This window comes from Streptomyces sp. CA189, assembly GCF_056428985.1.
In genome coordinates this window covers 91,689-117,678 of record NZ_JBWJVM010000009.1, presented here as the reverse complement: position 1 = coordinate 117,678, position 25,990 = coordinate 91,689, and the positions used below count along the sequence as shown (strand labels likewise).

Below are 25,990 nucleotides of genomic sequence, written 5' to 3'. Positions count from 1 at the left end.
CGGACACCCTTCCGGGAGATGCTCCCCCTCGCTTCGGCCGGAGCAGACGACCATTTCCGTGCGGCGAAGGGGTACTCGCATGTCTTCCACAGCAAGAACCGGACGAAGGGCCCGGCTGGCCGGCGGCCTCGTCCTGCCGGTGGCCGTGGCACTGAGTGGATTCACGGTCCCGGCAATGGCCTCCGAGGGCGCCGAGCAGGCCTCCGGCGGTGCCGCGGCGGCCTCCGGCGGTGGTGTGGTGTCGGCTTCGAGGGGTGGCGCGCCGGCTTCGGCCGGTGGTGGCTCGGTGTCGGATTCCGGGAGAGGCGCGACGGTCGCCCACGAGGGTGGTGCGCCGGCCTTCGGGGCGCGCGCGGCCGGACCGAGCGCTCCGCGGCCGCTACGGGCCATCCGCGCGGCGGGGCCGGGCACCGGCGGGCCCGCGGTCAACTGTGCACGGCCGCGCGCCGGGGCGGTACCCGGGAACGGTCACCCGTGCCCCGCCCCCGCCGGGGCCCAAGGTGCCCGGGGACCGAAGGGCGCGAAGGGGGAGAAGGGCGGCGCCGGACCCAAGGGCGACGCGGGCCCGCCGGGCCCCAAGGGCGAGCCGGGCGGAAAGGGGACCGCCGGCGCCAAGGGCGATGCCGGGCCTCCGGGGCTCAAGGGGGAACAGGGGAGTGCCGGGCCCAAGGGCGACCCCGGGGAGAAGGGGATCGCCGGGCCCAAGGGGGACCGGGGGGCCGTCGGACGCAAGGGGGACCGGGGAGCCGTCGGACGCAAGGGGGACCCGGGGCCCACGGGGGACGTAGGGCGGACCGGCGACACCGGGGCGGCCGGGCCGCAGGGGCAGCAGGGGCCCGCGGGTCCGGCCGGGCCGGCGGGCACGCAGGGGCTGCCCGGCCTTCCCGGAACCGCGGGTCCGCAGGGCTTCGCGGGGCCACCCGGGCGGCAGGGAGCCCCGGGTCCGGCCGGTGCCACCGGGGCGCTCGGTCCGTTGGGCCCGGTCGGGCCGCGGGGAGTGCCCGGCCCGACGGGCCCCTGCGCCTCGGTGGACAACCAGATGCCCAACAACTCCGAGGAGTTCGCGCTCGTCCTCAAGGACGGCAAGACCTACCTCGGCCGCCGCACCCGCGATATGGCGGGCCAGTGGGGCGACTTCGACTGGACCGACCTCACCGTGGCACCGGTCACCGGCTACCCCGCCGACGTCTGCACGGTGGCCCTGGCCATCCAGGGCAACGACGTGAAGATCAAGGCCATCACCAAGACGGGCACGCTCTACCACACCCACTGCGGGACCAACGGGCGCGCCGTCACCTGCGACGCACCCTGGGCGCCCGTGCATCCGCAGCCCGGAGCGGTGCCGCCTCCTGCCGCCGGCGCCCTGACCCCGGCCGCCGCCCGAGAATGACCGGCCCCCGGCCCCGCCCCGTACGCCACACTGGGCGGGTGCTGGGACATGGCGACGGGTACGAGGCCGGGGGCTCCGCCTCCTTCGTGGGGCGGACCGGTGAACTGGCCCTGCTCGAAAGGGCTTTGCGTGAGGATCGGCTGATCACGCTGACGGGGCCGGGCGGGGTCGGCAAGACCCGCCTGGCCCGCCGCGCGGCCGACCTCGCGGGGGCCGCGGATGGGGACGGGGGCGCCGCCGCTCCGGGGTCTGCCGCCCTGGCCGGCGCCGCCGGTCCGACGGACGCCGCCCGTCCCTTCCCCGACGGGGTCCACTGGGCCGACCTCTCCCCGCTGCCCGACGAGCGACTGCTCGTGGCCACCGTGGCCGACGCCCTGGACCTCGCCGACCACACCGCCCGCACCCCGGGCGCAGCCGTGCGGCAATGGATCGGCGAGCGCCGGCTGCTCCTCGTACTGGACTGCTGCGAGCACCTGGTGACCGCCGTGCGGGGCCTCGTACGGGAGCTGGTCGACGCCTCCCCGCACCTGGTCCTGCTGCTCACCAGCAGGCAGCCGCTCGGGCTCGCCGACGAACACGTCCTGGACATCGGCCCGTTGCCGCACGCCGTGGACCCGTTCGGCGCCGAAGAGGCCCTAGCCCTGTTCACCCGGCGGGCCGCCGCTGCCGCCCCCGGGCAGGCGCCGCCCTGGACCGAGGCCCGGCTCGCGGCCGCCCGCTCCGTCTGTGCCCGGCTCGAAGGGGTCCCCCTCGCGCTGGAACTGGCCGCCGCGCAGTTGACCGACCACACCATCGAGGAACTGGCCGTACGGCTCGCCCGCAGGATCGGCCCGCTGTCCGCACCCGCCCCCGTCCAGCCGCCGCGCCACCGCGCCCTGCGCACCGCCATCGGCTGGAGCCACGAGTGGTGCGCACCGCGCGAACGGCTGCTGTGGCTGCGGCTGTCCGTCTTCGGCGGCTCCTTCGACCTGCCGGCCGCGCGCGCCGTCTGCTCCGCCGCCCCGCTCACCGAGGCGGACGTCCCGCCGCTGCTCGACGCGCTGGTCGCCAAGTCCGTCGTACGCCGAGGCGTGGACGGCTCGTACCGGATGCTGGACACGATCCGGGAGTACGGGGCCATGTGGCGCGACGAGGCCGGGGAGCGCGAGGCGCTGCGCGAGGCGCACGCCGGGTACTTCACCGAGCTCGTGCGCGCCGCCGAGCGGGACTGGCTCGGCCCGGCCCAGCGGATCGGGTACCGGAGGGTCGAGGCGGTGCACGGAGACCTGTGCGCGGCCCTCGACCACCACCTGGCCACCGCCCCGGAGCGGGCCCTGGACCTGGCCGCCCGGGCCGGCTTCTACTGGGCCTGCTGCGGCCACCTGCACGCCGCCCGCGGCTACCTGGAGCGGGCGCTGGCCGCCGCCCGGCCCGAGGAGGTGCCCCCGCGGATCCGGGTGCGCGCCCTGTGGGCCCTCGGGGTGACCCTGCTGCTCCAGGGCGAACAGGAGCAGGCCCACCGCATCGCCGTCGGCTGCGAGGCCCTGGCCGCGGGGCTCGACGGGGACCCCGGCCCGGCGCTGGACGCCGCGTACCTGCTGGGTCTGAGCCACCTGCTGGCCGGGCGGCCGCTGGCCGCGCGGATCGTCTCCGACAACGCCCTGGAGGCCTTTCCCGGCACGCCCTTCGACTCGGGGCCCCGGATCCGCTGCCACCTCGTACGGGTCTTCGCGCTCACCGGAACGGGCCTGTTCACCGACGCCCGGGAGGAGGCGGAGCTGCTGCGCGCCGGCTGCGCCGAGCGGGGCGAACACTGGACCCGGGCCTACGCCGACTACCAACTGGCCCTGATCTGCCTCTTCGAGGGCCGCCCCGCCGAGTCCGCCGTCCACGCCCGTGCCATGCTGGAGAGCAAGCGGGAGCTGGGCGACAGCTTCGGCACGGCCCTGGGCCTCGACCTGCTCGCGGCGGCCCGCGCGGCGACCGGAGACGGGGCCGGCGCGGCGCGCGCGTACGGCACGGGCCACGCCTACTGGCAGGCGGTCGGCCACCCGCAGCGCGGTACGCCCGAACTTGCCTCCGTAAGGGAGGAGTTCGAGCGTACGGCGCGCGGCGCCCTCGGCGACCAGGCGTACGAGGCGGCCTTCCGCGAGGGCCTGCGGCACGGCCACACCCTGCGCACCCGCCCCCACCCGTACGAGGGCTGAGGCCCGCTCACCGGGCCGGGGCCGTCCCTCAGGGCTGGTCGGGGAAGCCCGCGAAGTAGCCGGCCGCCATGTCCTCGTCGCCGTGGCCCAGGGCGTCGGCGCGGTGGAAACGGGCCCGGGCGGCGACGGCCAGGTCGACCGACACCCCGGCCGACTCCGCGGCCTCGGCGATCAGGCCGGTGTCCTTCTCGGCGCCGCGCACCGTGAAACTCGGCGTGAAGTCCCGGTCCAGCACGGCCCGCATCTTGGCCTGGAGGTACGGGTTGTCCATCGGCCCGCCGGACACGGCCCGGGCGAACAGGTCCGGGTCCACCCCCAGCCCCTCGGCCAGTGCCAGGGCCTCGCCGATCGCCGCCGTCACGGTGATCGCGTACCCGACGGTGGCCAGCTTCAGCCGGGTCGCGGCCCCCGGCTCGTCCCCGGCCCGCAGCACCTTGCTCCCGACGGCGGCGAAGACCGGGTCCAGCCGGGGGTCGGCCGGGCCGCCGACCAGCACCACCAGGGTCCCGGCCTCGGCGGGCTGACGGGTGCCCTGCACCGGGGCGTCCACGAAGACCAGCCCGTGTTCCCCCGCGAAGGCGGCCAGTTCTTCGAGCGAGGCCAGACCGACCGTGCCCATCTGCGCCCACACCTGACCGGCGCTGAGGCCGTCCACGGCGGCGGCCATGGCCCGGGCCACCGCCGCACCGTCGGCGAGCATGGTGATCACCACGTCCGCCCCGGCCACCGCCTCGGCCGGGCTGTCGGCGACCACCGCACCGTCGGCGGCCAGCGCGGCCGCCTTCTCCCGGGTCCGGTTCCAGACCCGGACCTCCTGCCCGGACCGCAGCAGGTTTCTGGCCATCCCCGATCCCATGATTCCGGTCCCCAGCAGCGCGACGGTGCTCATGGCGTTACTCCCTTTCCGACGGTCCCTCAGATGTCCCCCGGGGCCAGTCTCCACCGGTGCGGGACCCGATCCCGCCCACCGGGCTCCACGTGGCCGCCGCGGGAGTCGCCGAGAGGTCGCGCCGGGCTAGCCCGCCGAGCCCGCCGAGGCCGTGCGCGGGGTCGGCTGCTGGACGGCCCAGCCGTTTCCGTCGGGGTCGGAGAAGTAGACGAAGGAGCCCCAGGGCATGTCCTCGATCTCCGTCACCTCGATGCCCCGGCCCTTGAGATCGGCGAAGGCCTCCTCGATGTCCGCGACCACGACCTGCATGTTGTCCAGCGAACCCGGTGTCATCCGGGTCAGGCCCTTCCCGATGGCGATCGAACAGGCCGAGCCCGGCGGGGTCAGCTGGACGAAGCGGATCTCCTCGCTGACCGTGATGTCGTGGTCGGCGTGGAAACCGAGGCGTTCGTAGAAGGCCTTGGCCCGGTCGATGTCGGTGACCGGTACGGCGACCAATTCCAGTTTGATGTCCATCGGCTGCTCCTGACTCCGGTGGCCAGTGGTTCCGGGGGGCCGGTGCCGGCCGCCCCGCTGGCCATCATCCGCCGGAGACCGCCGCCGCGCCGCCCGGAACGGCATCCGCGGCCGTCGTGTCGCCGTCCGGGCCGACCGCCGCGAACTGGGTGCGGTACAGCTCCTCGTACCGTCCGCCCACCGCCAGCAGCTCGGCGTGGGTGCCGCGTTCCACGATCCGGCCGTCCTCCACCACCAGGATCAGGTCGGCCGCCTGCACCGTCGACAGCCGGTGCGCGATCACCACGGCGGTCCGGCCCGCCAGGGCCTCGGCCAGGGCCTCCTGGACGGCCGCCTCCGAGGTGGAGTCCAGGTGGGCCGTGGCCTCGTCCAGGATCACCACCCGCTGGCCGGCCAGCAGCAGCCGGGCGATGGTCAGCCGCTGGCGCTCCCCGCCCGAGAGCCGGTAGCCGCGCTCGCCGACGACCGTGTCCAGCCCGTCCGGGAGCGAGGCCACGAGCCCGTCGAGCCGGGAGCGGCGCAGGGCCTCCCAGATCTCGTCCTCCCCGGCCTCCGGGCGGGCCAGCAGCAGGTTGGCCCGTACCGACTCGTGGAAGAGGTGGCCGTCCTGCGTGACCATGCCCAGCGTCTCGCGGATGGAGTCCGCGGTGAGGTCCCGTACGTCGACCCCGCCGAGGCGGACCGCACCCGCGTCCGTGTCGTACAGCCGGGGCAGCAACTGCGCGATGGTCGACTTCCCGGCGCCCGAGGAACCGACCAGGGCGATCATCTGCCCGGGCTCGGCGCGGAAGGACACCTCGTGCAGCACCTCGGTACCGCCCCGCGCGTCCAGGGTCGCGACCTCCTCCAGGGAGGCGAGGGACACCTTGTCGGGGGAGGGGTAGCCGAAGGAGACCTTGTCGAACTCCACCGCCACCGGCCCCTCCGGCACCCGGCGGGCGTCCGGCTTCTGGGCGATCAGCGGCTTCAGGTCGAGGATCTCGAAGACCCGCTCGAAGCTGACCATCGCGCTCATCACCTCGACCCGCGCCCCGGCGAGCGCGGTCAGCGGCGCGTACAGCCGGGTCAAGAGCAGGGCGAGGGCGACCACGGAGCCCGCGTCCAGGGTGCCGGCGAGCGCGTAGTGGCCGCCGAGCCCGTACACGAGCGCCAGGGCCAGCGCGGAGACCAGCGTGAGGGCGGTGATGAAGGCCGACTGGGCCATCGCCGTACGGATCCCGATGTCACGCACCCGGGCGGCGCGCGCCGCGAACTCCGCCGACTCCTCGTCGGGCCGTCCGAACAGTTTGACGAGGGTGGCGCCCGGCGCCGAGAAGCGCTCGGTCATCTGCGTGCCCATCGACGCGTTGAGCGCCGAAGCCTCCCGCTGCAAGGCCGCCATCCGCACCCCCATCCGGCGGGCCGGCAGCACGAACACCGGCAGGAGCACGAGGGCCAGCAGCGTGATCTGCCAGGAGATGCCCAGCATCACGGTCAGGGTCAGCAGCAGCGTCACGGTATTGGACACCACCCCCGACAGGGTGTTGCTGAAGGCCCGCTGCGCGCCGATCACATCGTTGTTGAGCCGGCTGACCAGGGCCCCGGTGCGGGTCCGGGTGAAGAACGCCACCGGCATCCGCTGCACGTGGTCGAAAACCGCCGTGCGCAGATCCAGGATCAGCCCCTCGCCGAGGGTGGACGAGAGCCGGCGCAGGACCAGCCCCAGCCCCGCCTCCGCGACCGCGATCACCGCGATCAGGAGGGCGAGGCGGGTGACCGTACCGCCTTCGCGGCCCTCGACGATCGTGGTGACCACGCGGCTCGCGAGGACCGGGGTGGCCACCGCGAGCAGCGCGGTCACCACACTGAGCAGCAGGAAGAAGGTGAGCCCGCGCCGGTGCGGGCGGGCGAAGGCGGCGATCCGGCGCAGCCCGGCGCGCGAGAGCGGGCGCCGGTCCTGCTGGGCGTTGATCGCGCTGTGGAGCGAGGTCCAGGCGGTGACTTCCATATCCATGAGGTGAACGGTAGGACCTCAAGCAAACTTGAGGTCAAGGGGCAGGTGGCCCCGGGGTGACCGGGAACCCTGTTCGACAGGTCGATCGAGAGGTCAGTCGAGGCAGAAGATGTTCTCCTCGGGATCGGTCATCACGATGATCCCTTCGTTCTCCTCATCGGACTCCAGGCGGTACAGCCGCTTCGCGCCCAGCTCCTCCAGCCTGGCAGCCTCCACCTCCAGCACGGCCATCCTCTCGTCCCCCTTCAGGCCGGGTGCCGAGCGCACGTCCAGGTGCAGGCGGTTCTTCGCCGCCGTGTTGGCCTCCGGGACCCTCTGGAAGTAGAGCCGCGGCCCCTTGCCGTCCGGATCCGAGATGGCCGCCCAGTCGGCGGAGCCCTCCGCCGGCGACTGGACGCGATAGCCCAGTGCCTGCGCCCAGAACGCCGCCTGCGCGCCCGGGTCGGCACAGTCGTACGTCACCTGGAATTCCTTGGCCATGCTGCCTCCGACCACTCGAAACCTGTTCACCGGTACCCGGCCGGTGCCGGCCGGGTACCAGCGCAGGACGATAGTGGATCAACCCTCGCTCGTACGAGGGAATTTCGGGGCCCTCGTGCCTGTCGGTGCCCGGTGCCAGAATCGGTCCATGACGCAGGGATCAGAGTCCTTCACGCACTCCGGCCGGCGCGCCGCCGACACCGTTCTCTCCCGCTTCGAACGCTGGGTGCGCGACACCCCGGGGGCCCAGGCCCTCGCCGCGGGCACCGGCAGTCTCACCTACGGGCAACTCGACGCACGAGCCAACCAGTTGGCCCATCACCTGATCGGCGCCGGACTGCCCGAACGGGCCGTCGTCGCCGTGGGCTCCACCCCGCGGGCCGAGCTCCTCGTCCTCCTCCTCGGCATCCTCAAGGCCGGCGCCGCCTACACCGTCATCGACGTGGAGAACCCGCGCACCGGACAGCGCCAGCTCGCCGCCGCCCGGCCCTCCGTCCTGCTCGCCGACTCCGCGGACCAGGCCCGCCTCGACGACGGCGGCGGCCTGCGGGTGATCCGCCTCGGCGCGCAGCACGAGGCCGCCACGGGCGGGCTGCCCACCGACCCGCCGGACCGGACTCCCCGAGGGGACACGGCCGCCGTGCTGTTCACCGGGGGCGCGGACCGGCGGGCCGTCCCCGTCTCCCACGACCGGCTCCTCGCCGCCCACGAGGGGTGGGCCCGGGTGGTGGGGCCGGTTCCCGAGGACCGGCACCTGATCACCGCCGCCCCCGACCTCACCGGCTTCGCTGCCGGATGGACGCGGGCGCTCTGCGAGGGCGGGGCCCTCGTCCTACCCGAAGGCCCGCGCTGGACGCCCGAATCGCTGCGCCGCGCCGTCGACGCCGAACGGGTCACCGTCCTGCACACCGACCCGGGCACCGCCACCCAGCTCCTCGTGCGCGACCGGGAGGCTTCCCTGTCGCGGACCCTGCGCCGCCCCGACGAGGGGCTGCGGTCCCTGCGCATGGTCACGGTCACCGGCGACCGCCTCTACCTCGACGAGCAGGCCGTCCTCCTCGCCCGGCTGCGGCCCGGCGCCCGGCTGCTCAACGTCTACGGGCCCACCGAAGCGGCGGGCATCGGCGCCCGGTTCGAACTCCCGCAACTCGCAGGCCCCTTGGACGGGGCCGAGGAGCTCTCGCTGATCGGAACGGCCTTCCCCGGCTGCGCACTGGACGTGCGCGACGGGGAGATCCACCTCACCATGCCCGGCGGCGGCGAACCGGTCCCGACCGGTGACCTCGGGGTGCTGCGCCCAGACGGGCTCCTAGAGTTCCGCGGCCGGATCCGCGACCGGCTCACCGCGGACGGCCAGGCCTTCGACCCGCATCCCGTCGAGTCGGCGATCCGCAGCCACGAGGCGGTGGGAGGCGCACTCCTGGCCGAGGTCAAGGGCGCCGGTACGGGGGTGAACGCGCGGCCCGGGCTCGTCGCCTTCCTCGCCCCGGCCGCGGAGGAGGACACCTGGCCCCCGGGCTCCGACCTCCCCGACGGAGGGGAGCTCCGCCGCCACCTGGCGGGCAGGCTCCCGGGGGCCACGATGCCGAGCGCGGTGTTCCGGCTGGCCAGGATCCCCCGGGACAGAGCCGGCCGCGAGCAGCGGACCGCGCTCCCGATGCCGCCGGGACGGGCCGCAGGCGGCGAGAGCGGCGGCGGGAGCAAGTACGGCGGCACGTACACGCGCGGGTTCGGGGGGCCCAATATCGCCGGATGGGCCGGCGTCATCTTCTTCATCGCGGTCGGGCTGGTCCTGGTGGCGGGCTTCACCATGCTCCTGACCATGATTCTCTGGCCCGGTTCCACGGACCTCTCCGGCGTCCCGAACCCGTACGCGACGCTCTTCTTCCTCCTCTACATGTTCGAGTGCTGGGCGTTCGCGGCCGGTGTGTGGTTCCTGTTCGCCGGCCGGTCCCGGATGCACCGCCACGGGCGCCGCGGCCCCGGCATCACCGCGGCGGCCCACCTGGCCATCGTCTACCTGCTGGTGGCCTGGTGGCCGCAGGACAACTTCTACCGGCTCGCGGCCAAGCAGGACTGGCCCCAACAGGCCGCCCTCGTCTACGCCTTCAACATCCCCTTGATGATCGCCGCCGGGATCGTGGCGGTCTACGCCTCCCGCCCGCCGCTCAGCGCCTTCGACGAGGACCCGGGCGCGGCCCGGGAAGCGGCCGGCTGAGGCCCGGCCGGCTGCTCGAACATCGCCCCGGCGGACAGTGCCTCCGCCCGCACCAGCCGCTCGGCCGCGTCCAGCAGCTCCCTGCCGTTCGCGGCCACCAGGGCGCCCATCCAGGGCGCCGGTTCGAAGGCGCCGGTGGGAATGGCGGGGAGGAACACCGCGCCGATCCCGGCGCACCGGCGGGCCAGCCGCTCGCACAGTTCGTCGAAGGCCGCCTCCGGCAGCCGGGCGCCCAGCTCCACCCCGTCGGCGATCCGTACGAAGTGTCCCGCGCCCCGCAGTTCGTCGAGCCGGGCCGCCACCACGAAGGCGACGGACGGCCCGGTCAGTCGCAGGTTCGTCTCGGTCGGGGCGAGCCGTCCCGCACCGTCGGCGACGAAGTCCACGTCGAACCAGCCCCGGTAGCCCGCGGCCGACAGCTCCCGGCCCACCGCCCGGCCGAAGGCCAGCAGGGGTTCCTCCGCCCACCCGGGGACCACCCCCGGACCCACCGTCGCCCCGCGGTACCTGCCGTCCGTCACGTCCATCACCGCCCCGCCGACCTCGTACACCCGGCCCCGCGGGTCTACGAACCCGTCGTACGTGAGGTCCCGCGGCTCGGCCGGATCCGCCGGACCGCGTACGTACTCCTCCACCAGCAGCGGTCCGCGCGGCAGCGCCCGCACCACCGCCCGGGCCCCGCCCGCCGCGCGGACCCGCTCGGGGGTCAGCACCGTGGTGCCCGAGCCCCCGACACCGTGCTCCGATTTGAGAACGGTGCTCTCGCCCGCCCCGGTCCGGGACGCCAGCAGCCGGACCGCCGACCGCCGGGTTCGCGCCCGCCACTGCGCGGGCAGCGCGATCGCGGGGTGCCCGCCCTCCGCGAGGATCCGGCCGAACAGCCCGTGCGCCGCCGACTTCGACTCGTACCGGAGCTCGTCCGGCCGCCAGGGGCGTCGCGCCAACCGGGCAAAGGGGGCGGTCAGGCCCCACGGTACGAGGGGCGCCCCGGGAACGGCCTCGGGCTCGGTGCCGGTCCCGGCCTGGGGCCCGGTCCCGGTCAGCCGTGCGGCCAGCGCCGGCCGGGCCCGTACGGCGTCCGACAGGCCCGGATCGCGCTCCGCGAGCCCGTCGTAGACCTCCACCCCGGCGGGCCAGTCCAGTTGGCGCCCGAGCAGGGAGATCCAGCCCGGCGGCACCGGGCGCGGCAGCACCAGCGCGGCGGGGCGCGGACTGTAGAAGGCGGCCAGACAGGCGTAGTGGTGGGCGGCCCGCTGCTCCCGGTCCAGGGAGGCGTCCGCGAACTGGGCGTTGTACTCGGCGACGTTGCCCACGTGCACGGCCGCCCGGCCGCCGGTCCAGGCCCGGGCCCAGCCGGCCAGGGGCACGGGCGCCACCTCGAACCGCACCAGCCCGCCGGGAGTGTCCGGAACCGGACCCGGGGCCACCGCGCCCATCGCCCGGTAGAACCCGGCGGCGTGCGGATCGGCGTCGATCAGCAGCCGGCGGAAGCCGAGCCCGGCGGCGCGCCGCAGCACGTCCCGGTACAGCAGGCGCCCCACGCCCCCGCCGATGGCGGCCGGTTCGACGAAGAGCAGCCCCAGCCGCCCGAGCGGCGGCTCCCCCTCCAGGGAAGCGAGCCCGAGCACCGAGGCCGGGCCTTCGCCGGACCGGGCCCCAGCCGCCCCAGCCGCCCCAGCCGCCCCGGCCGCGGCCTCGGCGACCACGATCCGACGCCGGACCTCGTCCCCGGCCCCGATCCGCACATCCGGCGCGCACGCGGCCAGGAACTCCGCCCCGTACCCCCAGTGCGCTTTGGAGCGCATCACCAGCTCCGTCAGCGCTCCGGCCTCCCCGGGCCGCGCCGCCCTGAGCTCCGCCATTTCCTGACCTCCCCATGGTCGGGTGCGATGCCGTGCGATAGATTCGGCCACCGCGACGACAGGCACGCGACGTACTTCCTACCCCACCCCGGAGACGGCTTCCCAATGAGCGACATCATCAACGGACTTGGCCGCACCACCGCATTCGGCGGCGTCGGCCTGGTGCTGCTCATCCTCGGCATCGTCCTGGTGGACGTGCTGACCCCCGGCAAGCTGCCGAAGCAGATCTGGGAAGAGCGCAACCGGAACGCCTCCGTGATGCTCTCCTCGGCGCTGCTCGGCATCGGCGGCATCGTCTTCACCTCGATCTGGACCACGTACGAGGACTTCGGCAAGGGCCTGGTCTCCACGGCGGCGTTCGGCATCCTCGGCCTGGTCCTGATGGCCGTGGCCTTCCTGGTGCTGGACCTGGTGACCCCCGGCAAGCTCGGCGCCATCGTGGTCGACCCCCAGCCGCACCCCGCCGTGTGGGTGACGGCCTCCTGCAACCTCGCGGTCGCCGCGATCGTGGCCGCCTCCATCGCCTGACGGCTCGCCGAAGGCCCACTGACGGTCTGCCGAGGGCCGTGCACGCCGCCCACGCGACACCACACGAGAGCGCCGCTCCCCGAAGGGAGCGGCGCTCTCGTTTCGTACGGGTGCTCCGGCCGCCCCTCTACGCCAGCCCCAGCGCGAACACCGCGAACCCGGCCGCCAGCAGGCCCGCCGCGGTCCGGCGCACCGCCGTGGCCCGCGCCCAGGGCTGCTCGAACCGGCGCGCGTACCGGGCGATTCCCACCAGCAGCGCCGCGAAGACCGGCATCCACGCCATCCGCGCCACGATCCATCCGACACTGTCCGGCGCCGTCGTCAGCCCGGCCAGCCCGCCCGCGAACGACCCCGGTACGGCGGCCGCCAGCATCGCCGTCTGGTGCCAGCACAGGATCGTCATCGCGCACAGGTTGATCACGACCACCGGCGCCCACAGCAGCGGCCGGGCCAGCAGCCGCGCCAGCCGGTCACGGAGCAGGATCGCCGCCCCCGACTGGGTCGCGGCCAGGGCCAGTACCAGCAGCGACGGCGGATGCGAGTTGGTGCGGGCCTCGCCCGGCACGCCCACCATCGACGCCGGGTAGTGGAAGACCACCAGCAGGGCCGCGAACACCGCGGCCCCGCCCGCCAGCAGCAGCCACCCCCCGCGCCGGCCGATCCGGCCCTCGCCCCAGTCCACGCCGAGCTGGTACGCGAACAGCCAGCCCGGCAGGATGTTCACCAGCGCCACCCACCCGGGCACCGAGTCCGCGAAGGGCCCGTAGCGCAGGAAGTCCACCACCGCGACCGAGGCGAGCAGCGGGGCCGCCGCCCAGCCGCCGAGCCGGTGCGCGGCGCGCACGCAGTACGGGGTCAGCGCGGTGACCACCACGTACACCCCGACGAACCACAGCGGCTGGATCACCAGCTTCGCCCCGGTCCGCAGCGTGGCCTCGGGAACGCCGGCCGCGTAGAGCACGGGCGCGGCCAGCGCCCACACCGCCGTGACCCCGAGCACCGGCCGGCCCAGCCGGACGATCCGGCCCTTCAGCCAGGCTCCGGCCGAGCCGGTGTGCCGCCGGAAGGAGAGCGCCGAGGCGTAGCCGCCGACGAGGAAGAAGACGCCGAGCATCTGCAGCACCCAACTGGCCGGGGCCAGGCCGCCGAAGGCGGAGAGCGGGCTGGCGTTGTGCAGGGCCCCGTCGGAGTCGAGGGTGAACCCGCCGAGCAGCCAGTGCCCGGTCGGAACGGCCAGCAGGGCCAGCGCCCGCAGCCCGTCGATCGCCCGGTCCCGGTGGGCGGGGGTCTTCGCGTCGATCCGGCCGGCGGCCGCCCGTGCCCGGGTGAGGACGGACGGCGCGCTCGCCGGCCTGCTCCCCACCGTGCTCGTCGGGTCCGTACTCACCCGGTCCGTACTCATCCGGTCCGTACTCATCGGCCCGCTCCCGTGGCGATCGAGGCGAAGGCGTTCAGGGACCGGGTGCCGGGGTTGAAGTAGCCGGTGTGGCCCGCCACGTCGGCGGCGTCGATCCGGCGGGCGCCGAAGGCGGCCGAGGTCGGATCGGCGCCGTGGCCGAGCCCGGCGAACTCCACATTGGGCACGTCGGCGATCCAGTCGGAGGGCCCGCGCGCCGCCCATACGCGGGCGCCGGTGCGCAGGCCCTCGACACTGTCGGCCCGCATCCCGGGGGAGCCGAAGGCGACGATGTCGGTGGCGTCCGTGTGCCGGGCCGCCAGCCCGCAGACCACCGAGCCGTAGCTGTGGCAGAACAGCACCGGGGCGGGTGCGCCGACCGCGTCGAGCCCCTCGGTGAACCGGACGAGCCGGACCGCTCCCGCCTCCGCGAGCCGCCCGCGGGCCGTGTCCAGCCCCACCCCGACGGGCGTGGTGTAGCCGGTCCACGCGATGACGGCGGCCGACTCCCCGGTCGCGGACCGCAGGGCGCGGGCCATGCCCGCCGGGCCGGTGTACGCGGCCCGCGGGCGGTCGTAGGTGGTGGCGTCGTTGTCGGAGCCCGGCACGATCACCGACACGTGCGCGGCCCGCCCCAGGTCCCCGAACACCTCGGCGACGGTGCCCCGCCCGCGCGGGTCGAAGGCCAGGAGCTGCCGGCCGGGTGCGGCCAGCGAGGCGAAGCGGGGCTCGCCGGTCGCCAGCACGGCCAGCCGGTTGGCCTCGTACCGGAGCGGGAGCGGAGCCCCGTCCAGATTGCCCACCACCAGCGGGTAGGCCCGTACGAGGTCCCGGGCCCGGGACCCGTCCAGCCCGGCGAAGAACCGCGCGACCTCGGACGGCGTCGCCCGAGCCGGATCCGGCAGCGGCCGCCCGGACACCGCGTCGGCCCGCCAGGCGGCGGTGCCCGGCGGCGGCCCGGTGACGGCGGACTCCGTGCCCGCGGAGGCCCATCCCGCGGTCCCCGCGACGACGGCCCACGCCAGCGCGGCCGCGGCCAGTGTCCTTGCGAAGCGGCGCATGCCCCTTCTCCTCTCCTCGTGACGAGGAGGAAGGTAAGAAGGAGGTGGCGAAGAGGGCGTCGCACCGTGGAGCCAAGTCGGATGTCATACCCCGGTAGGGGGTGGAGGAGGCCGACGGGTGGGACGCGGATCGGCCGCAGGGATCAGCGGCCGCGGTCAGCGGCCGCGGTCAGCGGCGGGTGTCAGCGGCCGGGGTCAGCCGCCTTCGCCCGGCCGCACCAGCCCCGCCTCGTACGCGAAGATCACGGCCTGGGCCCGGTCCCGCAGGTCCAGCTTGCCCAGCACCCGCCCGATGTGGGTCTTGACCGTCTGCTCGGCGACCACCAGGTGGCCGGCGATCTCCTGGTTCGACAGCCCGCGCGCGATCAGTTCCAGCACCTCGGTCTCCCGCGGGGTCAGCCCGTTCAGCCGCAGCGCCGGGTTCCGGCGGGGCGCGGGCCGCCGCTCGACGAAGTCCGCGATCAGCCGCCGGGTCACCGACGGAGCCAGCAGCGCCTCGCCCGAGGCGACCACCCGTACCGCCGCGATCAGATCTGCCGGCGGGGCGTCCTTCAGCAGGAAGCCGGAGGCCCCCGCGCGCAGGGCCTCGTACACGTAGTCGTCGATGTCGAAGGTGGTCAGCATCAGCACCTTCGGCCGGTGCACCACCCCCGGCGGGGGATCGAGGAGCTCGCGGGCGGCGCTGAGCCCGTCCATCTCCGGCATCCGGACGTCCATCAGCACCACGTCGGGATGGACGGTGCGGGAGACCTGGATCCCCTGGCGTCCGTCGGGCGCCTCACCCACCACGTCGATGTCGGCCTGCGCCGACAACAGCGCGGCGAAACCCGCCCGCACCATGGCCTGGTCGTCGACGATGATCACGCGGATGGTCAACTTGGTTCCTTGGGAGCGGTGTTGATGGGCATACGGGCGGCGACCCGGAAGCCGCCGTCGGGCAGCGGACCGGTGTCCAGCGTCCCGCCCGTCAACCGTACGCGCTCCCGCATCCCCACCAGCCCGTGCCCGGTGCCCGAAGTCTCCACCTCCACCACCGCGTCCCGCGCGGGGCCGTTGACCACCAGTACGAGGATCTCCTCCTCGTCGAAGGTCACCGAGACCCGTGTCGAAGCCCCCGGCGCGTGCCGCACGACATTGGCCAGCGCCTCCTGGACGATCCGGTACGCCGACAGGTCCACGGCCGGCGGCGCCGCCCCGGCCGCGCCCGCGGCCAGCGCCAACTCCACCGGCTGCCCGGCCCGTACGGTCGCCTCCACCAGCTGCTGCAACCGCCCGAGCCCCGGCTGCGGGGCCCGGTCGGCGCCGTTCGCCTCGTCCCCGCGCAGCACCGTCAGCAGCCGCCGCATCTCGCCCAGCGATTCGCGCGCGCTCGACGCGATCGCCGCGAACTCCTCGCGCACCGGCTCCGCCATGCCGGGCAGCCGGTACGGCGCCGAATCCGCCTGCACGGTGATCACCGACATGTGGTGGGCCACCACGTCGTGCAACTCCCGTGCGATCCGGGCCCGTTCCTCCAGCAGGGTGCGCCGAGCCCGTTCGGCCTCGCTGATTCCCTCCTGTTCGGCGATCTTCTGGCGTGCGTCACCGAGCCCGCGCAGCGCACCCGTCAGTGCGAGCACCACCCCGGCCAGTACGAACAGCAGGGCGACCGTGTTGGTCACCCGGTCCGGCTGGAAGGCGCTCAGCACCGCCCCGGTCACCCCGGTCACCAGCCACACCCCGACCAGGGTCCGGATGGACTCGCGCAGCCCCAGACAGGCCATCAGCACCAGGTAGCCGATGATCACCATCGGGGTCCAGGGCCAGGCGTGCCCGGCCACCCGGTCGGCCTGGGTCAGCACCACGGCCCCCACCGTGTCGGCGAGCAGCACCGTGCCCCACGCCGGCAGCGGCCGGGTCACGGCGAGCAGCAGCGGCAGGGTCTGGGCCACGCCCAGCGCACCGGCCCAGCCGCCGCCCGCCTGGTAGTCGTTGGTCAGCACCGCGATGGTCACCGGCAGCAGCGTCATCACGCACACGGCGGTCACGGCGTACGGCAGCATCCGCTGCCAGGCCTCGGGCGCCTGCGCGAGCAGCGGCTCGGCGGCCCGCGCGGGCGTACGCAGCGCCACCGCGAACTGCCCCCGCGCGCGCGGAGCCCGCGGGGCGGGGGAGGCGTCCGGAGCGACCGGCGCGGATCGGGACGGCGATCCGGGCTGGGACCCGGACGGTGACCGGGACCCGGACGGTGACCGGGATCCGGACGGTGACCGGGATCCGGGCCGGGCTCGGAAGAGGGATCGGAATCGGGCTCGCTCGCTCATGATCGGTCCAGCGTATGTGTCCCCGCCCCGACCCGACCCGGCCGCCGCAGTCGCTCGGCATAGACTGCGCCGGGCGTGGACGATCACTGAACGGCGGGAGCGGGTACGCATGGGCGGGGCGGCCGCGCTGGAGAAACTGATACCGGTGGCGCTGGCCTTCGGCGCCGGCGTGCTCCTCGCTCGCCGCAAGGCGGTCCCCGCCGAGGCCTCCAAGGCCTTCGCCGACTACGCCTTCCTCTTCGCCGTCCCGTGCTACCTGTTCGGCAACATCTACGCCGCCGACCTCTCCGCCCTCTTCGACCGGCGGGCCATCGGCGGCTACGCGGCCGCCGCCGCCCTCGCGGTCGCGGCCGTCGCCGCCGCCTCGACGGTGGCCGGACTGCGCGACCCCCGGGCCGTGGCGCTGCGCGTGATGGCCGGGGTCCAGGTCAACACCGCCTACTTCGCCGTCCCCGTCTTCATCACCTTCTTCGGCACGGCGGCGCCGATCTTCCCGGTGCTGCTCTTCCAGGTCTGCGTCCTGTCGCTCGTCGTCATCGCCATCATGGAACTGGGCCGCACCGGCCCCGACTCGGGCGGCGGCCCCGCCCGGCGCCTGGGCCGCGCCGTCGGCGCCTCGCTCGTCACCCCGCTGGTCCTCGCCTGCAACGCGGGGATCCTGCTCAACCTGCTCTCCGTGCACGTCCCGGAGGCGGTCCTGGACGGTGCCGCCTTCATCGGCGACAGCGCCTCGCCGGTGGCCCTCTTCGCCCTCGGACTGCACCTCGGCGGCATCGGCCTCGACGTCCGGGGGACCACACGGGAGGAGCTGGCGCTCATCGGCTTCAAGTGCGTGGCCTTCCCGCTGCTGGCCTGGGCCGTGTGCGGGGCGCTGTTCGGGGTCCGGGGCGAGTGGCTCACGTACCTCGTGCTGATCGCCGCGATGCCGACGCCCCAGAACCTGTTCATCTTCGCCCAGCGCTACGACGTGGGCGTGGACCTTTCGGCCGCCGTCGTGATCAAGAGTTCGCTGGTCTCCCTCCTGCTGCTGCCGCTCTGGCTGCAGGCCGTGTCCGCGTGACCGCGGGCGGCCTTCGTTCCCCGGGCGGGCTCCGCTCGTTGAGCGGGTATGGAGCTCCCGACGATCGCGGCGCCCGGCGTCGGTGAACAGGCCGACGCCGTGGCCGATGCCGCCTGCCACCTCTACGACACCCTCGCGCCCTGGGGGCACGCGGCCCCCGGAGGGTGGAGCCGGGGCGCCGCCGAGGACACCGCCGAGGCCATCGAGACGGCCGCGCACGCCCTCGCGTACGCCCATCCGCGGGCCGAGGTCATCCTCGGGCCCGTGCACACCGCCCTCGCGGACCTGCGCCGGCAGCTCGGCCTCGCGCCCGCCGAACCGCTGACCGCGGAGGGGCTGCCGGCGACCCCGCGCACGGTGGGCAACCCGCGCCGCACCCGCTGGGTGCGGGTGCTCACGCCACCCGCGCCCCGGCAAGAGCCTTCTCGTACAACTTCCTGATGTCGGCGCCGAAGTAGGAGCTGTAGGAGGTGTCGGCGGTGTCCCCGCCGGTCTTCCAGCCGCCGATCACCCCGACCACGTTGCCGGTCTCGGTCCGCCCGTCGAAGCCGGTCAGGAACGGGCCGCCGCTGGTACCGCCCGGATAGCCGGTGCAGTTGATCCGCAGGAAGGATCCGGGGATCTTCGGATCGGTACTGGTGAACTTGGTCGTCCGGTTCACGCACAGCCGGGGCCGGGCGGCGGACGCGGGATAGCCGATCAGCGAGACCTTCTTGTGCGCGTACGTGGCGCCCGTGACCAGGCGGTTGCCGCCCACCACGTCCTCCACGGGGAAGCCGTCGGCGTCCGGGCCGACCTGGGCGAAGGCCACGTCCAGGGCGGCGCCCTTGTCCGCGCCGAGCTTCCGGTAGCGCGGGTCGATCCAGACCTTGGAGCGGCCGCGCGCGTCGCGCAGGACCGGGAACATCCCGTACGGCTGGGGGTTCCGGGCCGTGTACTGCGGTACGAAGGCCACCTGGCGGGCGTCTGTCCCGAGCAGGCAGTGCGCCGCGCTGAGCACCAGATCGCGGCCGGGGGAGGCGACCACGCTCGCGGTGCAGAAGTACGCGCCGCCGCGCTTCATGACGAACATCCGGCCGACGACCGGGATGCCGTCGAAGTCCCGGCCGGTCCCGTCCACCGCCGCCGGGGCGCCGCCGCGGCTGATCGGGACCGCGGACGCCATCCGGTCGGGAGTCCAGAACGACTCCGCCTCCCGGGCCGACCACCGGCCGGCGGCCGGCGCCGGCGCCGGCGCCGGGGCGGTGCCGGCCTCGGCCTCGGGCAGGGGCCCGCCGGGCAGCAGCAGGGCGGCCGTGGCCGCCGCCACCGTCAACGTACGTCGCATGTCCGTCTCCTTCTTCGGGGGTGGGAGGGAGGGCCGGGCCTGACCGGCAAGATCCGAAAGAGACGACCTAGACGGCTTGGGGGAAGCGGAACAGCCGGTCCGGGTCGTAGCGGCGCCGGACCTCTTCGAGGCGGGCCAGGTTGGGCCCGTAGTAGGCCTCGCGCCAGCCGGTCAGCTTCGGATCGGCGTAGTTCTGGTACGCGGCTCCGCCCGCCCAGGGCCGCAGGTCCTGCCAGAGCCCGTCGAGCCAGTCCTGGTGCCGGCCGATGTCGGCGGCCGGGGCCGGGCCGGGCCAGTAGACGAGGTACTGGGCGAGGAACCCGGCCGAGCGGTGCGCGAAGGCGGTGTCCCGCGCCGGGATCCGGTTGAGGGCTCCGCCGCAGACCCCGTCGAACTGCACCACGCCGAACCCGCCGCGCGGCACGCTCCCGGCGTAGCGCCGCAGGGCGGCCAGTACCGCCGAGGCCGCCGGTTCGGTCAGCCCGTCCGGGGCCCAGAAGTCGGACCGGGCGGCGTAGGAGTCGCGGCCGAGCCTGCCCAGGGGATCGTGTCCCGGCAGGGTGCCCGGCAGCCGGCATGCGGCGGGACTCCGGTCCGGGCAGCCGGCCATGGCCCGGAGGGTGTCCCCGTAGCCGCGTACGACGGTCCAGGACTCCCGGGGAGGACCGCCGACCAGGTCGGACAGCCGGGTCAGCTGCCGCTCCAGCTCCGCGCGCCCGCCGTCCAGGCAGAGCACCCGCAGGGCCGGGGCGCCCACCGGGCCGCCGTCCACGGTGAACTCCACCTGGCTCCAGAACGGATTAATCCCTGCACTCTGACACTGTCGCATTGGACAGCAGGGGGATAGTGCAACGGTGTTCTTATCCACTGCCCTCAACGGTGTCGGTTCACCTAGGGTGTCGGCATGCTGCTCACCTACTTCACCCGCGACGGGTGGGAGTCCTGGGATTTGGAACGAGAACCCCTGATCCGCCAGGGCATGCCGGTCCTGATCGACGACGACCTGAGATTCGAGGACGAGAACGGACCGCGCCCCACGGTCGCCGTGAACGCGTGGCTGCGGGAACTGCCGATCAGCGGAGTACCGGCGGCGAAGTCGTGGAAGTCGTACGCCCAGGCCGTCCGCTCCTGGCTGGAGTTCCTGGCCGCGCAGCAGGTCCACCCGTTCGCCGACCGCGAGGAACTGCGGGCCGCGCTCGGAGCCTTCGCGGAGCACCGGCTCGCCGGCCCGCTCGAAGCACGCTGGGACGGCTCCACCTGGAACCACCGGATCAACGTGGTGGCCAGCTTCTACACGTGGGCCGTCGACAATGATCACTGCGCGAAGGTCCCGTTCTCGTACGCCATGGCCACCCGGTACTCCAAGGAATCAAGGCCGGTCGAAACCCGCCGAAACACGGCGTCCGTCCGCCGGACCAAACCGCACGCGACCATGAAATACCTGGAGCCCGGATTCCGGGACCTCTTCCTGCGGGCCCTCGCCGGTCTCGACCCGGACGGAGCACCCGACAGCTTCTTCCGGGGGCGGGAGCTGTCCCGCAACGCCGCCATGGGCAGCCTCGCCGTGGCCACCGGACTGCGCGCCCAGGAGTTCACCTACCTCCTCACCTACGAACTCCCCGCCCTGCCCGCCCGCCGCACCCCCGTGCCGGTGTGGTTCCCGATCGCCGAGGCCACCACGAAAGGTCACAAGGCCAGGGCCACCTGGACCAGCCACCAGGCACTGGCCGACGTCCGCCAGTACGTGGACCTGGACCGGGACGCCGCCGTCACCCGGACCCCGTACCGGCCAGCGGCCCGTATCGGCCCGCCGCTCACGGTGGAGAAACCCGACTGGGAGGGCGCCCGGATCAACGGTCACCGGACACCGTGGCGGAGCCTCACCCCTGCCGAACGCCTGCGACTGGTCAACGCGGACGGCACGTCACCGATGATCGCCGTGCAGTCCACCGGCACCCCGTTCGTCGACTGGGACACCACGTTCCGGCGCACCTCGCAGCGCATCCGCGAACGGTACGAACCCCGATTCCCCACGGTCCACGCCCACATGCTCCGCCACACCTTCGCCATGGAGACCCTGGAAGCCCTGGTGAAGGGCTATTACCAGCGCGCCGCCGCACTGGTCACCGACACCAGCGGGAACGCGGGCCTTGCCCTCTACCTGACCAAGACCGACCCGCTGATGATCCTGCGCGACCTGCTCGGACACTCCTCCGTGACGACCACCGAAATCTACCTGCGACGCCTGGACGTACAGCGGATCTACCGCGACGCCTACGCCAGCAACGGCCAGGCCGGCGACGACGATGACGCCCAGGCCGAAGCCGACACCGAGTTCGGAGCCGACATCTGATGCCCGCCCACATCCACCACGACCCCCTGCGCATCGAATTCGTCTTCCCCGACGGCAGCCGGTACGTGACCGCGTTCGACACCCTGCCGAACCAGGGGTTGGCCACCGAGCTGGCCACCGGGCTCCCCGACCTGGTCCACCCGCACGGAACGATCGCGGCCCGGAAGACCGCCATCGAATACGCGGCTGGCCTGCGCGGACTCGTCCGCTGGCTGGCCGGCGAAGGATTCACCGGCGGCACGTCCGAGCTGACACGCCCGCTCCTCATGCGGTACTGGCTGGCCGCAAGTTTCGGCCGTGCCAATGTCACGCGGACCTTGCTCCGCACCGCGCACCAGAAAGGCGGCACCCTGGCGCCGGACGTCGTCCGCTTCCTGAACGGACGCCCCAACAAGGTGCGGCCCAAAACCACGCCGCTCCAGCCCTACAGTGAGGGCGAGTGGCAGCGCATCACCGATGCCCTGCGGTCGGTCATACAAGACAGCTGGGCAGATCATCAGCGGGCCGTGGCGTCCGCAGCAGTGGGCCAGGATCCCCGCGTGGGTGGCATCACCCCGGCGAACGTGGCCCACGAACTCATGGAGCACGGGCCGATGTCCACCCGGGCGCTCGCGGCCAGCGTTGGCTGTGCTCGCTTCAGCGTGGAACGGATCGGCCGCGCCCAGATCCAAGATGCCCTGTACCCGTCGGGAAAGATCGTTTCCGCGTATCGGATGCTGTTCGGCGTCTACACCGGAGTGGTGCCCGACGGAATCTCTGGGCTGGGTCTCGGTGACGTGATGTGGTCCGGCGACGCCTCCGTACTCCTGAACTACATCAAGGGCCGGCGCGGCCCCGAGTCCGTCAACCTCACCGGCCGCCCGGTCCGGCTCATCGAGCGGTGGCTGGAACACTCGGCCCTCCTGCGCAGGCACGCACCCGAGGACGCCCGTGGGGAACTGTGGCTTCGGGTCCGTCTCGCCTCCCGGCCTGGCGATGACCGGGCAGCCGGGTACGTCATTACCGGGCAGGCCGAATGCGGACAGAGCCAGTCCGTCAGGACGAGCGGGCTGGCCGCGCGTCTGGAACTGGCCGATGACGCCGGGAAGCCGCTGCACCTCCATGCGTCACGGATCCGCACGACCTACGTGAACACCCTGAGCCGTAAGGGCTGGACGGGTAACGCGGCCATCGACCCGAACCACACGGCCGCCGTGGAGGGCGACCGCTACCTGACCGCGCAGACCCCGGCCCAGATGGACGCCGTCGAAACCATTATCGAGGAGAGCCAGGCCGACGTTCTGCGGCGGGCCCTCCCCCCGGTGGTGCTCACCCTGGAGGCAGCGGCCCGCGCGGCGGCCGACCTGCCCGCCACTGCCGCCAGCCTCGGAGTCAGCGATGACGCCCTGGCCGAGCTCCTGAGCGGGGAGCGTGACGTGTTCACCGCGTCATGCAAAGACCAGCTCGCCGGCCTCCACGGGCCCGCCGGAAAACCCTGCCCGGCCCGCCCATGGGTGTGCCTTCTCTGCCCCCTGGCCGTGTTCACGCCTCGGCACGCGCCGAACCTGCTGCGCCTGCGCGCCTACTTCGCACGGCAGTACCGGCAGATGACCACCGCCCAGTTCGTGGCCGTGTTCGGCCCGTACGCCAACCGACTCGACCGGGACATCCTCGCCGCCTTCCCCGCTGCCGTCCTGGAACAGGCGGCCGCCAGCGTGAGCGATACCGACGACGAGGTACCCCTGCGCCCCGAGGAGATGACCGTATGACGGTCGCGATGAACCACCTGCTGCACACCGCCCACCCGTCGCTGTTCGCGGGCCTGGACGTCTGTCAGGTGGCAGGGCTGACGCTGAAGCCCGGAGCGCCGAGGGTCCGGTTCGATGACGACCTGTGGGACCTGTCAGGGGTGGCCGGTGCCCCCAAGTACTTGGCCCGGTTCCGACTGCGGTGGAACTTCTCCGTCATCGTGGATCCGGTGTGGCGGGTCATGGCGAAAGAGCTCGCCCTGGCGTTTCTCGCCCCGGCCGATGAACGGGTCGCCGTACTGCCGGATGCCTTCCGCTCACCGAGGGCGATCAGCGGCATGTACTACATGGTCCAGCACCTGACCAACTGGCTGAACTGGCTGTCGGCCGAAGGCGTCCGGACCCTCACCGAAGTGGAACAGGAACACTGCGACCGCTACCTCGCGCTGGTGTCCCGCCGCACAAGAGGTGACGGCAACCGGACCCCGGCATCCGTCATCAACTACATCCTCCCCATCCAGTACCTGGCCATGTACCGCGAGCTGTTCACCCACGACGCCTACGCCCCGGGCTTCCAGCCCTGGGGCGGTCGCACGGCGGCCGACGTCACCGGCCACAAGCCGAACCCAGGGAACAAAGTCGGCCCGGTCCCGGACCACGTTTTCCAGCCCATGCTGTCCGCCGCGCTCTGGGTGGTCGAGACGATCGGCCCGCACGTCGCCGAAGAGATCGAACGGCATGATGCGCACATGGCGGACAAAGCCGCCATGATTCAACACCGTCGTCTGACCGACCAGCAGAAGCGCGGATTCTCCGACAACATCGGGAACTACGTACGCGACGGCGTCCCGCTCCCTCGCCTGGCTCACCGGGAGATCGCTTGCCGCCTGTCGGCCAAGGGATGGTCGCCGTCGGACCCGTTGCTCGAAGTGAACCTGGACCACCTCATGCGAGAGGGCGCCAGCTGCCGGGTCATGACCCGGCAGCAGCTGGACCTTTTCCGCCCGCTCCTCGAAGATGCCGTGACCAAAGTCGGCGTACAGGACATCAGCGGCCGCCAGGCGGCCCTGGTCCAGCGCGCAGACAACGCCGGCATGGTCCCGTGGACGCTCCCCCTTGACCGTGTCCAGCTGCGGCACCTCGGCCGCGTCGTGCAACACGCCTGCATGCTGGTCACGTCCGCCGTCAGCGGGATGAGAGCCAGCGAGCTGGCCGAGCTCACCGAAGACTCCTGCCTCCCGCCCACCCCCGCATACAGCGGGGCCATGCGGTACCGCCTTGCATCCCGGCTGATCAAGGGGCAGGAGCTCGGAGGTACACCAGAAGAGTGGGTGGTGGTCGAAGAAGCGTGGAAGGCCGTAGCGCTCGCGGCCCGGATCGCCCGCCGAGGCGGTGTACTGCACGGCGCTATGTTCGGCATGAAAGCCCTCGAAACGTCGATGGCCTACCAGAGGTTCCGGAAGTGGGTGAACGGGCCCGAGGGCGCCCGCCTCGGTTTCACGCCGATTCCGGACGGTCCAGTTAACGGGCGGTCGCTCCGCCGAACCCTGGCTATCGCCCTGGCCTACCGGCCCGGCGGGCTGATCGCCGCGAAAATCCACCTCAAGCACGTGCACATCGCGACGACCGAGGGCTACGCCCACCGGCCCGGCGGCGCGCAGGGGATCTTCCTCGCCGAGGTTGGGGAGGAGGAGAGCGAGCACCGCATGGAGCTGACGGCCGCCGCGTTCCGTGACTTCCAGGCCGGGATCATGCCGTCCGGCCCCGGCGCCCGCGACGTCATCGCCACCTTCACGCACGTGGACACCGCGCTGAAAGAGCACGTGGCGGGGGACCCGAAGACGATGGACTCGGACCGGCAGCTGGTCAACCTGCTGCGGCATCAGGCCCAGTACCTCCACGTCGGCGCCGCGAATTACTGCTGGTTCAAGGACCCGCACAAGGCGCTCTGCCTGAAGATCGCGGGGGCCGAGGTCACCGCGGATTCCCAGCCCATGGCCGGACTGTGCGATTCCTCGCGCTGCCCGCAGGCCACACACCACCCGTGCCACCGGCCGGTGTGGGAGGAGAACGCCCGCCAGACGAAGGTGTTCCTGGGAACCATCCCGCGCGGCCACACGGCGGCACGCGAGCGTGTGCGCGCAGACCTGGACCGGACCGCCCGGGTCCTGAACGAGATCGACATCAACATGGGTACCGGCACCACGAGGGGGCAGTGATGGGACGCATCAGCGAAGAGACCAAGCAGCGCAACGAGCAGGCCATCCGGGCCGCCATGGACCGGCTGCTGCGGGGCGAGATCCCGCCCGGCGGTCGGTGCGACCTGAGGACCCTGGCCGCCGAGGCCGGCGTGTCCAGGACCGGCTTCTACCCGAAAAAGGACCGGGCCGGGGCCGAGCGGCCCGGCCCGTACCAGCACCACGCCGCAGAGTTCGAGCGGCTCGTACGCACCCGGCAGGAAGCCGGGGAGATCATCGACCCTCGGGACGCACAGATCACCAGACTGAAAGGCGAGGTGGACCAGCTGCGGACCCGGGTCGCCCAGCGGAACGACACCATCACCGAACTCACCGAGTTCCGTACCCGCGCCGTGTCACAGCTCGCCGCCCAGCACGAGGAAATCCAGCGGCTGCGCCGGGCACTGGACGGCGCCGGGAACGTCCGTATGCTCCCCGTGGGCGGCCGTCCAAGCCCCGTGTAA

21 protein-coding genes are annotated in these 25,990 nt (G+C 73.4%); 10 read left to right on the top strand and 11 right to left on the bottom strand.

Annotated features, from left to right (window positions below; all coding sequences use genetic code 11):
* The first annotated feature begins 79 nt into the window (after positions 1–79).
* The gene (locus AC061S_RS10330; protein ID WP_478685559.1) at positions 80–1,390 is read left to right on the top strand and encodes a collagen-like domain-containing protein; all 1,311 of its coding nucleotides are present in this window, start codon (positions 80–82) and stop codon (positions 1,388–1,390) included.
* A 38-nt stretch (positions 1,391–1,428) separates the two neighbouring features.
* Entirely contained in the window at positions 1,429–3,576 is a 2,148-nt protein-coding gene (locus AC061S_RS10325) for an ATP-binding protein (RefSeq protein ID WP_478685558.1), read from the top strand.
* A gap of 28 nt (positions 3,577–3,604) precedes the next feature.
* Here AC061S_RS10325 and AC061S_RS10320 read toward each other — a convergent pair whose 3' ends face one another.
* The 4 genes from AC061S_RS10320 to AC061S_RS10305 form a co-directional block, all read right to left on the bottom strand.
* Positions 3,605–4,465: an NAD(P)-dependent oxidoreductase gene (locus AC061S_RS10320; RefSeq protein WP_478685557.1), complete on the bottom strand. Its 861-nt coding sequence runs from the start codon at positions 4,463–4,465 to the stop codon at positions 3,605–3,607.
* 126 nt (positions 4,466–4,591) lie between these two features.
* The gene (locus AC061S_RS10315) at positions 4,592–4,981 is read right to left on the bottom strand and encodes a VOC family protein (protein WP_478685556.1); all 390 of its coding nucleotides are present in this window, start codon (positions 4,979–4,981) and stop codon (positions 4,592–4,594) included.
* Positions 4,982–5,045: 64 nt separating this feature from the next.
* Positions 5,046–6,974 (bottom strand): ABC transporter ATP-binding protein, encoded by a 1,929-nt coding sequence (locus tag AC061S_RS10310; RefSeq protein ID WP_478685555.1) that lies wholly within the window; start codon positions 6,972–6,974, stop codon positions 5,046–5,048.
* A gap of 93 nt (positions 6,975–7,067) precedes the next feature.
* Entirely contained in the window at positions 7,068–7,454 is a 387-nt protein-coding gene (locus AC061S_RS10305; protein ID WP_478685554.1) for a VOC family protein, read from the bottom strand.
* 148 nt (positions 7,455–7,602) lie between these two features.
* On the opposite strand from AC061S_RS10305, the gene AC061S_RS10300 reads away from it, so the two are divergent.
* The gene (locus AC061S_RS10300; RefSeq protein ID WP_478685553.1) at positions 7,603–9,672 is read left to right on the top strand and encodes an AMP-binding protein; all 2,070 of its coding nucleotides are present in this window, start codon (positions 7,603–7,605) and stop codon (positions 9,670–9,672) included.
* Here the strand turns inward: AC061S_RS10300 and AC061S_RS10295 are convergent.
* Positions 9,603–11,534: a GNAT family N-acetyltransferase gene (locus AC061S_RS10295; RefSeq protein WP_478685552.1), complete on the bottom strand. Its 1,932-nt coding sequence runs from the start codon at positions 11,532–11,534 to the stop codon at positions 9,603–9,605. The two genes, AC061S_RS10300 and AC061S_RS10295, sit on opposite strands and share 70 nt — an antisense overlap.
* A 105-nt stretch (positions 11,535–11,639) precedes the next feature.
* On the opposite strand from AC061S_RS10295, the gene AC061S_RS10290 reads away from it, so the two are divergent.
* Positions 11,640–12,062 (top strand): DUF350 domain-containing protein, encoded by a 423-nt coding sequence (locus AC061S_RS10290; protein WP_478685551.1) that lies wholly within the window; start codon positions 11,640–11,642, stop codon positions 12,060–12,062.
* 127 nt (positions 12,063–12,189) lie between these two features.
* On the opposite strand, the gene AC061S_RS10285 is transcribed toward AC061S_RS10290, so the two are convergent.
* The 4 genes from AC061S_RS10285 to AC061S_RS10270 form a co-directional block, all read right to left on the bottom strand.
* Complete coding sequence (locus tag AC061S_RS10285; protein WP_478685550.1) at positions 12,190–13,479, bottom strand: acyltransferase family protein; 1,290 nt, start codon at positions 13,477–13,479, stop codon at positions 12,190–12,192.
* The gene (locus AC061S_RS10280) at positions 13,476–14,519 is read right to left on the bottom strand and encodes an alpha/beta hydrolase (protein WP_478685549.1); all 1,044 of its coding nucleotides are present in this window, start codon (positions 14,517–14,519) and stop codon (positions 13,476–13,478) included. The genes AC061S_RS10285 and AC061S_RS10280 overlap by 4 nt, the downstream gene beginning before the upstream one ends.
* Before the next feature lie 195 nt (positions 14,520–14,714).
* Positions 14,715–15,395, bottom strand: a complete 681-nt coding sequence (locus AC061S_RS10275; RefSeq protein ID WP_478685548.1) for a response regulator — start codon at positions 15,393–15,395, stop codon at positions 14,715–14,717.
* Positions 15,392–16,630 carry a sensor histidine kinase gene (locus AC061S_RS10270; protein WP_478685547.1) on the bottom strand — a complete coding sequence of 413 codons (1,239 nt, stop codon included), beginning with the start codon at positions 16,628–16,630 and terminating at the stop codon, positions 15,392–15,394. The genes AC061S_RS10275 and AC061S_RS10270 overlap by 4 nt, the downstream gene beginning before the upstream one ends.
* 301 nt (positions 16,631–16,931) lie before the next feature.
* On the opposite strand from AC061S_RS10270, the gene AC061S_RS10265 reads away from it, so the two are divergent.
* Together AC061S_RS10265 and AC061S_RS10260 are read left to right on the top strand one after the other, a co-directional pair.
* Positions 16,932–17,882: an AEC family transporter gene (locus AC061S_RS10265; RefSeq protein ID WP_478685546.1), complete on the top strand. Its 951-nt coding sequence runs from the start codon at positions 16,932–16,934 to the stop codon at positions 17,880–17,882.
* Positions 17,883–17,930: 48 nt separating this feature from the next.
* The gene (locus tag AC061S_RS10260) at positions 17,931–18,323 is read left to right on the top strand and encodes a hypothetical protein (protein WP_478685545.1); all 393 of its coding nucleotides are present in this window, start codon (positions 17,931–17,933) and stop codon (positions 18,321–18,323) included.
* On the opposite strand, the gene AC061S_RS10255 is transcribed toward AC061S_RS10260, so the two are convergent.
* Together AC061S_RS10255 and AC061S_RS10250 are read right to left on the bottom strand one after the other, a co-directional pair.
* Positions 18,277–19,209, bottom strand: a complete 933-nt coding sequence (locus AC061S_RS10255; RefSeq protein WP_478685544.1) for a serine protease family protein — start codon at positions 19,207–19,209, stop codon at positions 18,277–18,279. The two genes, AC061S_RS10260 and AC061S_RS10255, sit on opposite strands and share 47 nt — an antisense overlap.
* A 67-nt stretch (positions 19,210–19,276) precedes the next feature.
* On the bottom strand, positions 19,277–19,993 hold the full coding sequence (locus tag AC061S_RS10250) for a BBE domain-containing protein (RefSeq protein WP_478685543.1): 717 nt from the start codon (positions 19,991–19,993) through the stop codon (positions 19,277–19,279).
* Positions 19,994–20,113: 120 nt separating this feature from the next.
* On the opposite strand from AC061S_RS10250, the gene AC061S_RS10245 reads away from it, so the two are divergent.
* The 4 genes from AC061S_RS10245 to AC061S_RS10230 are packed head-to-tail and all read left to right on the top strand — an operon-like array spanning position 20,114 to position 25,990.
* Positions 20,114–21,562, top strand: coding sequence for a site-specific integrase (locus tag AC061S_RS10245; RefSeq protein ID WP_478685542.1), 1,449 nt, complete (start codon positions 20,114–20,116; stop codon positions 21,560–21,562).
* Positions 21,562–23,310: a hypothetical protein gene (locus AC061S_RS10240; RefSeq protein ID WP_478685541.1), complete on the top strand. Its 1,749-nt coding sequence runs from the start codon at positions 21,562–21,564 to the stop codon at positions 23,308–23,310. Before AC061S_RS10245 ends, AC061S_RS10240 begins: the two co-directional genes overlap by 1 nt.
* A complete protein-coding gene (locus tag AC061S_RS10235) occupies positions 23,307–25,508 on the top strand; it encodes a hypothetical protein (protein ID WP_478685540.1) in 2,202 nt (733 codons plus the stop codon). Before AC061S_RS10240 ends, AC061S_RS10235 begins: the two co-directional genes overlap by 4 nt.
* The gene (locus tag AC061S_RS10230) at positions 25,508–25,990 is read left to right on the top strand and encodes a hypothetical protein (RefSeq protein ID WP_478685539.1); all 483 of its coding nucleotides are present in this window, start codon (positions 25,508–25,510) and stop codon (positions 25,988–25,990) included. Before AC061S_RS10235 ends, AC061S_RS10230 begins: the two co-directional genes overlap by 1 nt.

What these genes read in the sequence shown, in the direction of transcription:
- AC061S_RS10330 (WP_478685559.1), top strand. Translation starts at nt 80, where the DNA reads ATGTCTTCCACAGCAAGAACCGGACGAAGGGCCCGGCTGGCCGGCGGC.
- AC061S_RS10320 (WP_478685557.1), bottom strand. Translation starts at nt 4,465, where the DNA reads ATGAGCACCGTCGCGCTGCTGGGGACCGGAATCATGGGATCGGGGATG.
- AC061S_RS10315 (WP_478685556.1), bottom strand. Translation starts at nt 4,981, where the DNA reads ATGGACATCAAACTGGAATTGGTCGCCGTACCGGTCACCGACATCGAC.
- AC061S_RS10310 (WP_478685555.1), bottom strand. Translation starts at nt 6,974, where the DNA reads ATGGATATGGAAGTCACCGCCTGGACCTCGCTCCACAGCGCGATCAAC.
- AC061S_RS10305 (WP_478685554.1), bottom strand. Translation starts at nt 7,454, where the DNA reads ATGGCCAAGGAATTCCAGGTGACGTACGACTGTGCCGACCCGGGCGCG.
- AC061S_RS10300 (WP_478685553.1), top strand. Translation starts at nt 7,603, where the DNA reads ATGACGCAGGGATCAGAGTCCTTCACGCACTCCGGCCGGCGCGCCGCC.
- AC061S_RS10295 (WP_478685552.1), bottom strand. Translation starts at nt 11,534, where the DNA reads ATGGCGGAGCTCAGGGCGGCGCGGCCCGGGGAGGCCGGAGCGCTGACG.
- AC061S_RS10290 (WP_478685551.1), top strand. Translation starts at nt 11,640, where the DNA reads ATGAGCGACATCATCAACGGACTTGGCCGCACCACCGCATTCGGCGGC.
- AC061S_RS10285 (WP_478685550.1), bottom strand. Translation starts at nt 13,479, where the DNA reads ATGAGTACGGACCGGATGAGTACGGACCGGGTGAGTACGGACCCGACG.
- AC061S_RS10280 (WP_478685549.1), bottom strand. Translation starts at nt 14,519, where the DNA reads ATGCGCCGCTTCGCAAGGACACTGGCCGCGGCCGCGCTGGCGTGGGCC.
- AC061S_RS10265 (WP_478685546.1), top strand. Translation starts at nt 16,932, where the DNA reads ATGGGCGGGGCGGCCGCGCTGGAGAAACTGATACCGGTGGCGCTGGCC.
- AC061S_RS10260 (WP_478685545.1), top strand. Translation starts at nt 17,931, where the DNA reads ATGGAGCTCCCGACGATCGCGGCGCCCGGCGTCGGTGAACAGGCCGAC.
- AC061S_RS10255 (WP_478685544.1), bottom strand. Translation starts at nt 19,209, where the DNA reads ATGCGACGTACGTTGACGGTGGCGGCGGCCACGGCCGCCCTGCTGCTG.
- AC061S_RS10245 (WP_478685542.1), top strand. Translation starts at nt 20,114, where the DNA reads ATGCTGCTCACCTACTTCACCCGCGACGGGTGGGAGTCCTGGGATTTG.
- AC061S_RS10240 (WP_478685541.1), top strand. Translation starts at nt 21,562, where the DNA reads ATGCCCGCCCACATCCACCACGACCCCCTGCGCATCGAATTCGTCTTC.
- AC061S_RS10235 (WP_478685540.1), top strand. Translation starts at nt 23,307, where the DNA reads ATGACGGTCGCGATGAACCACCTGCTGCACACCGCCCACCCGTCGCTG.
- AC061S_RS10230 (WP_478685539.1), top strand. Translation starts at nt 25,508, where the DNA reads ATGGGACGCATCAGCGAAGAGACCAAGCAGCGCAACGAGCAGGCCATC.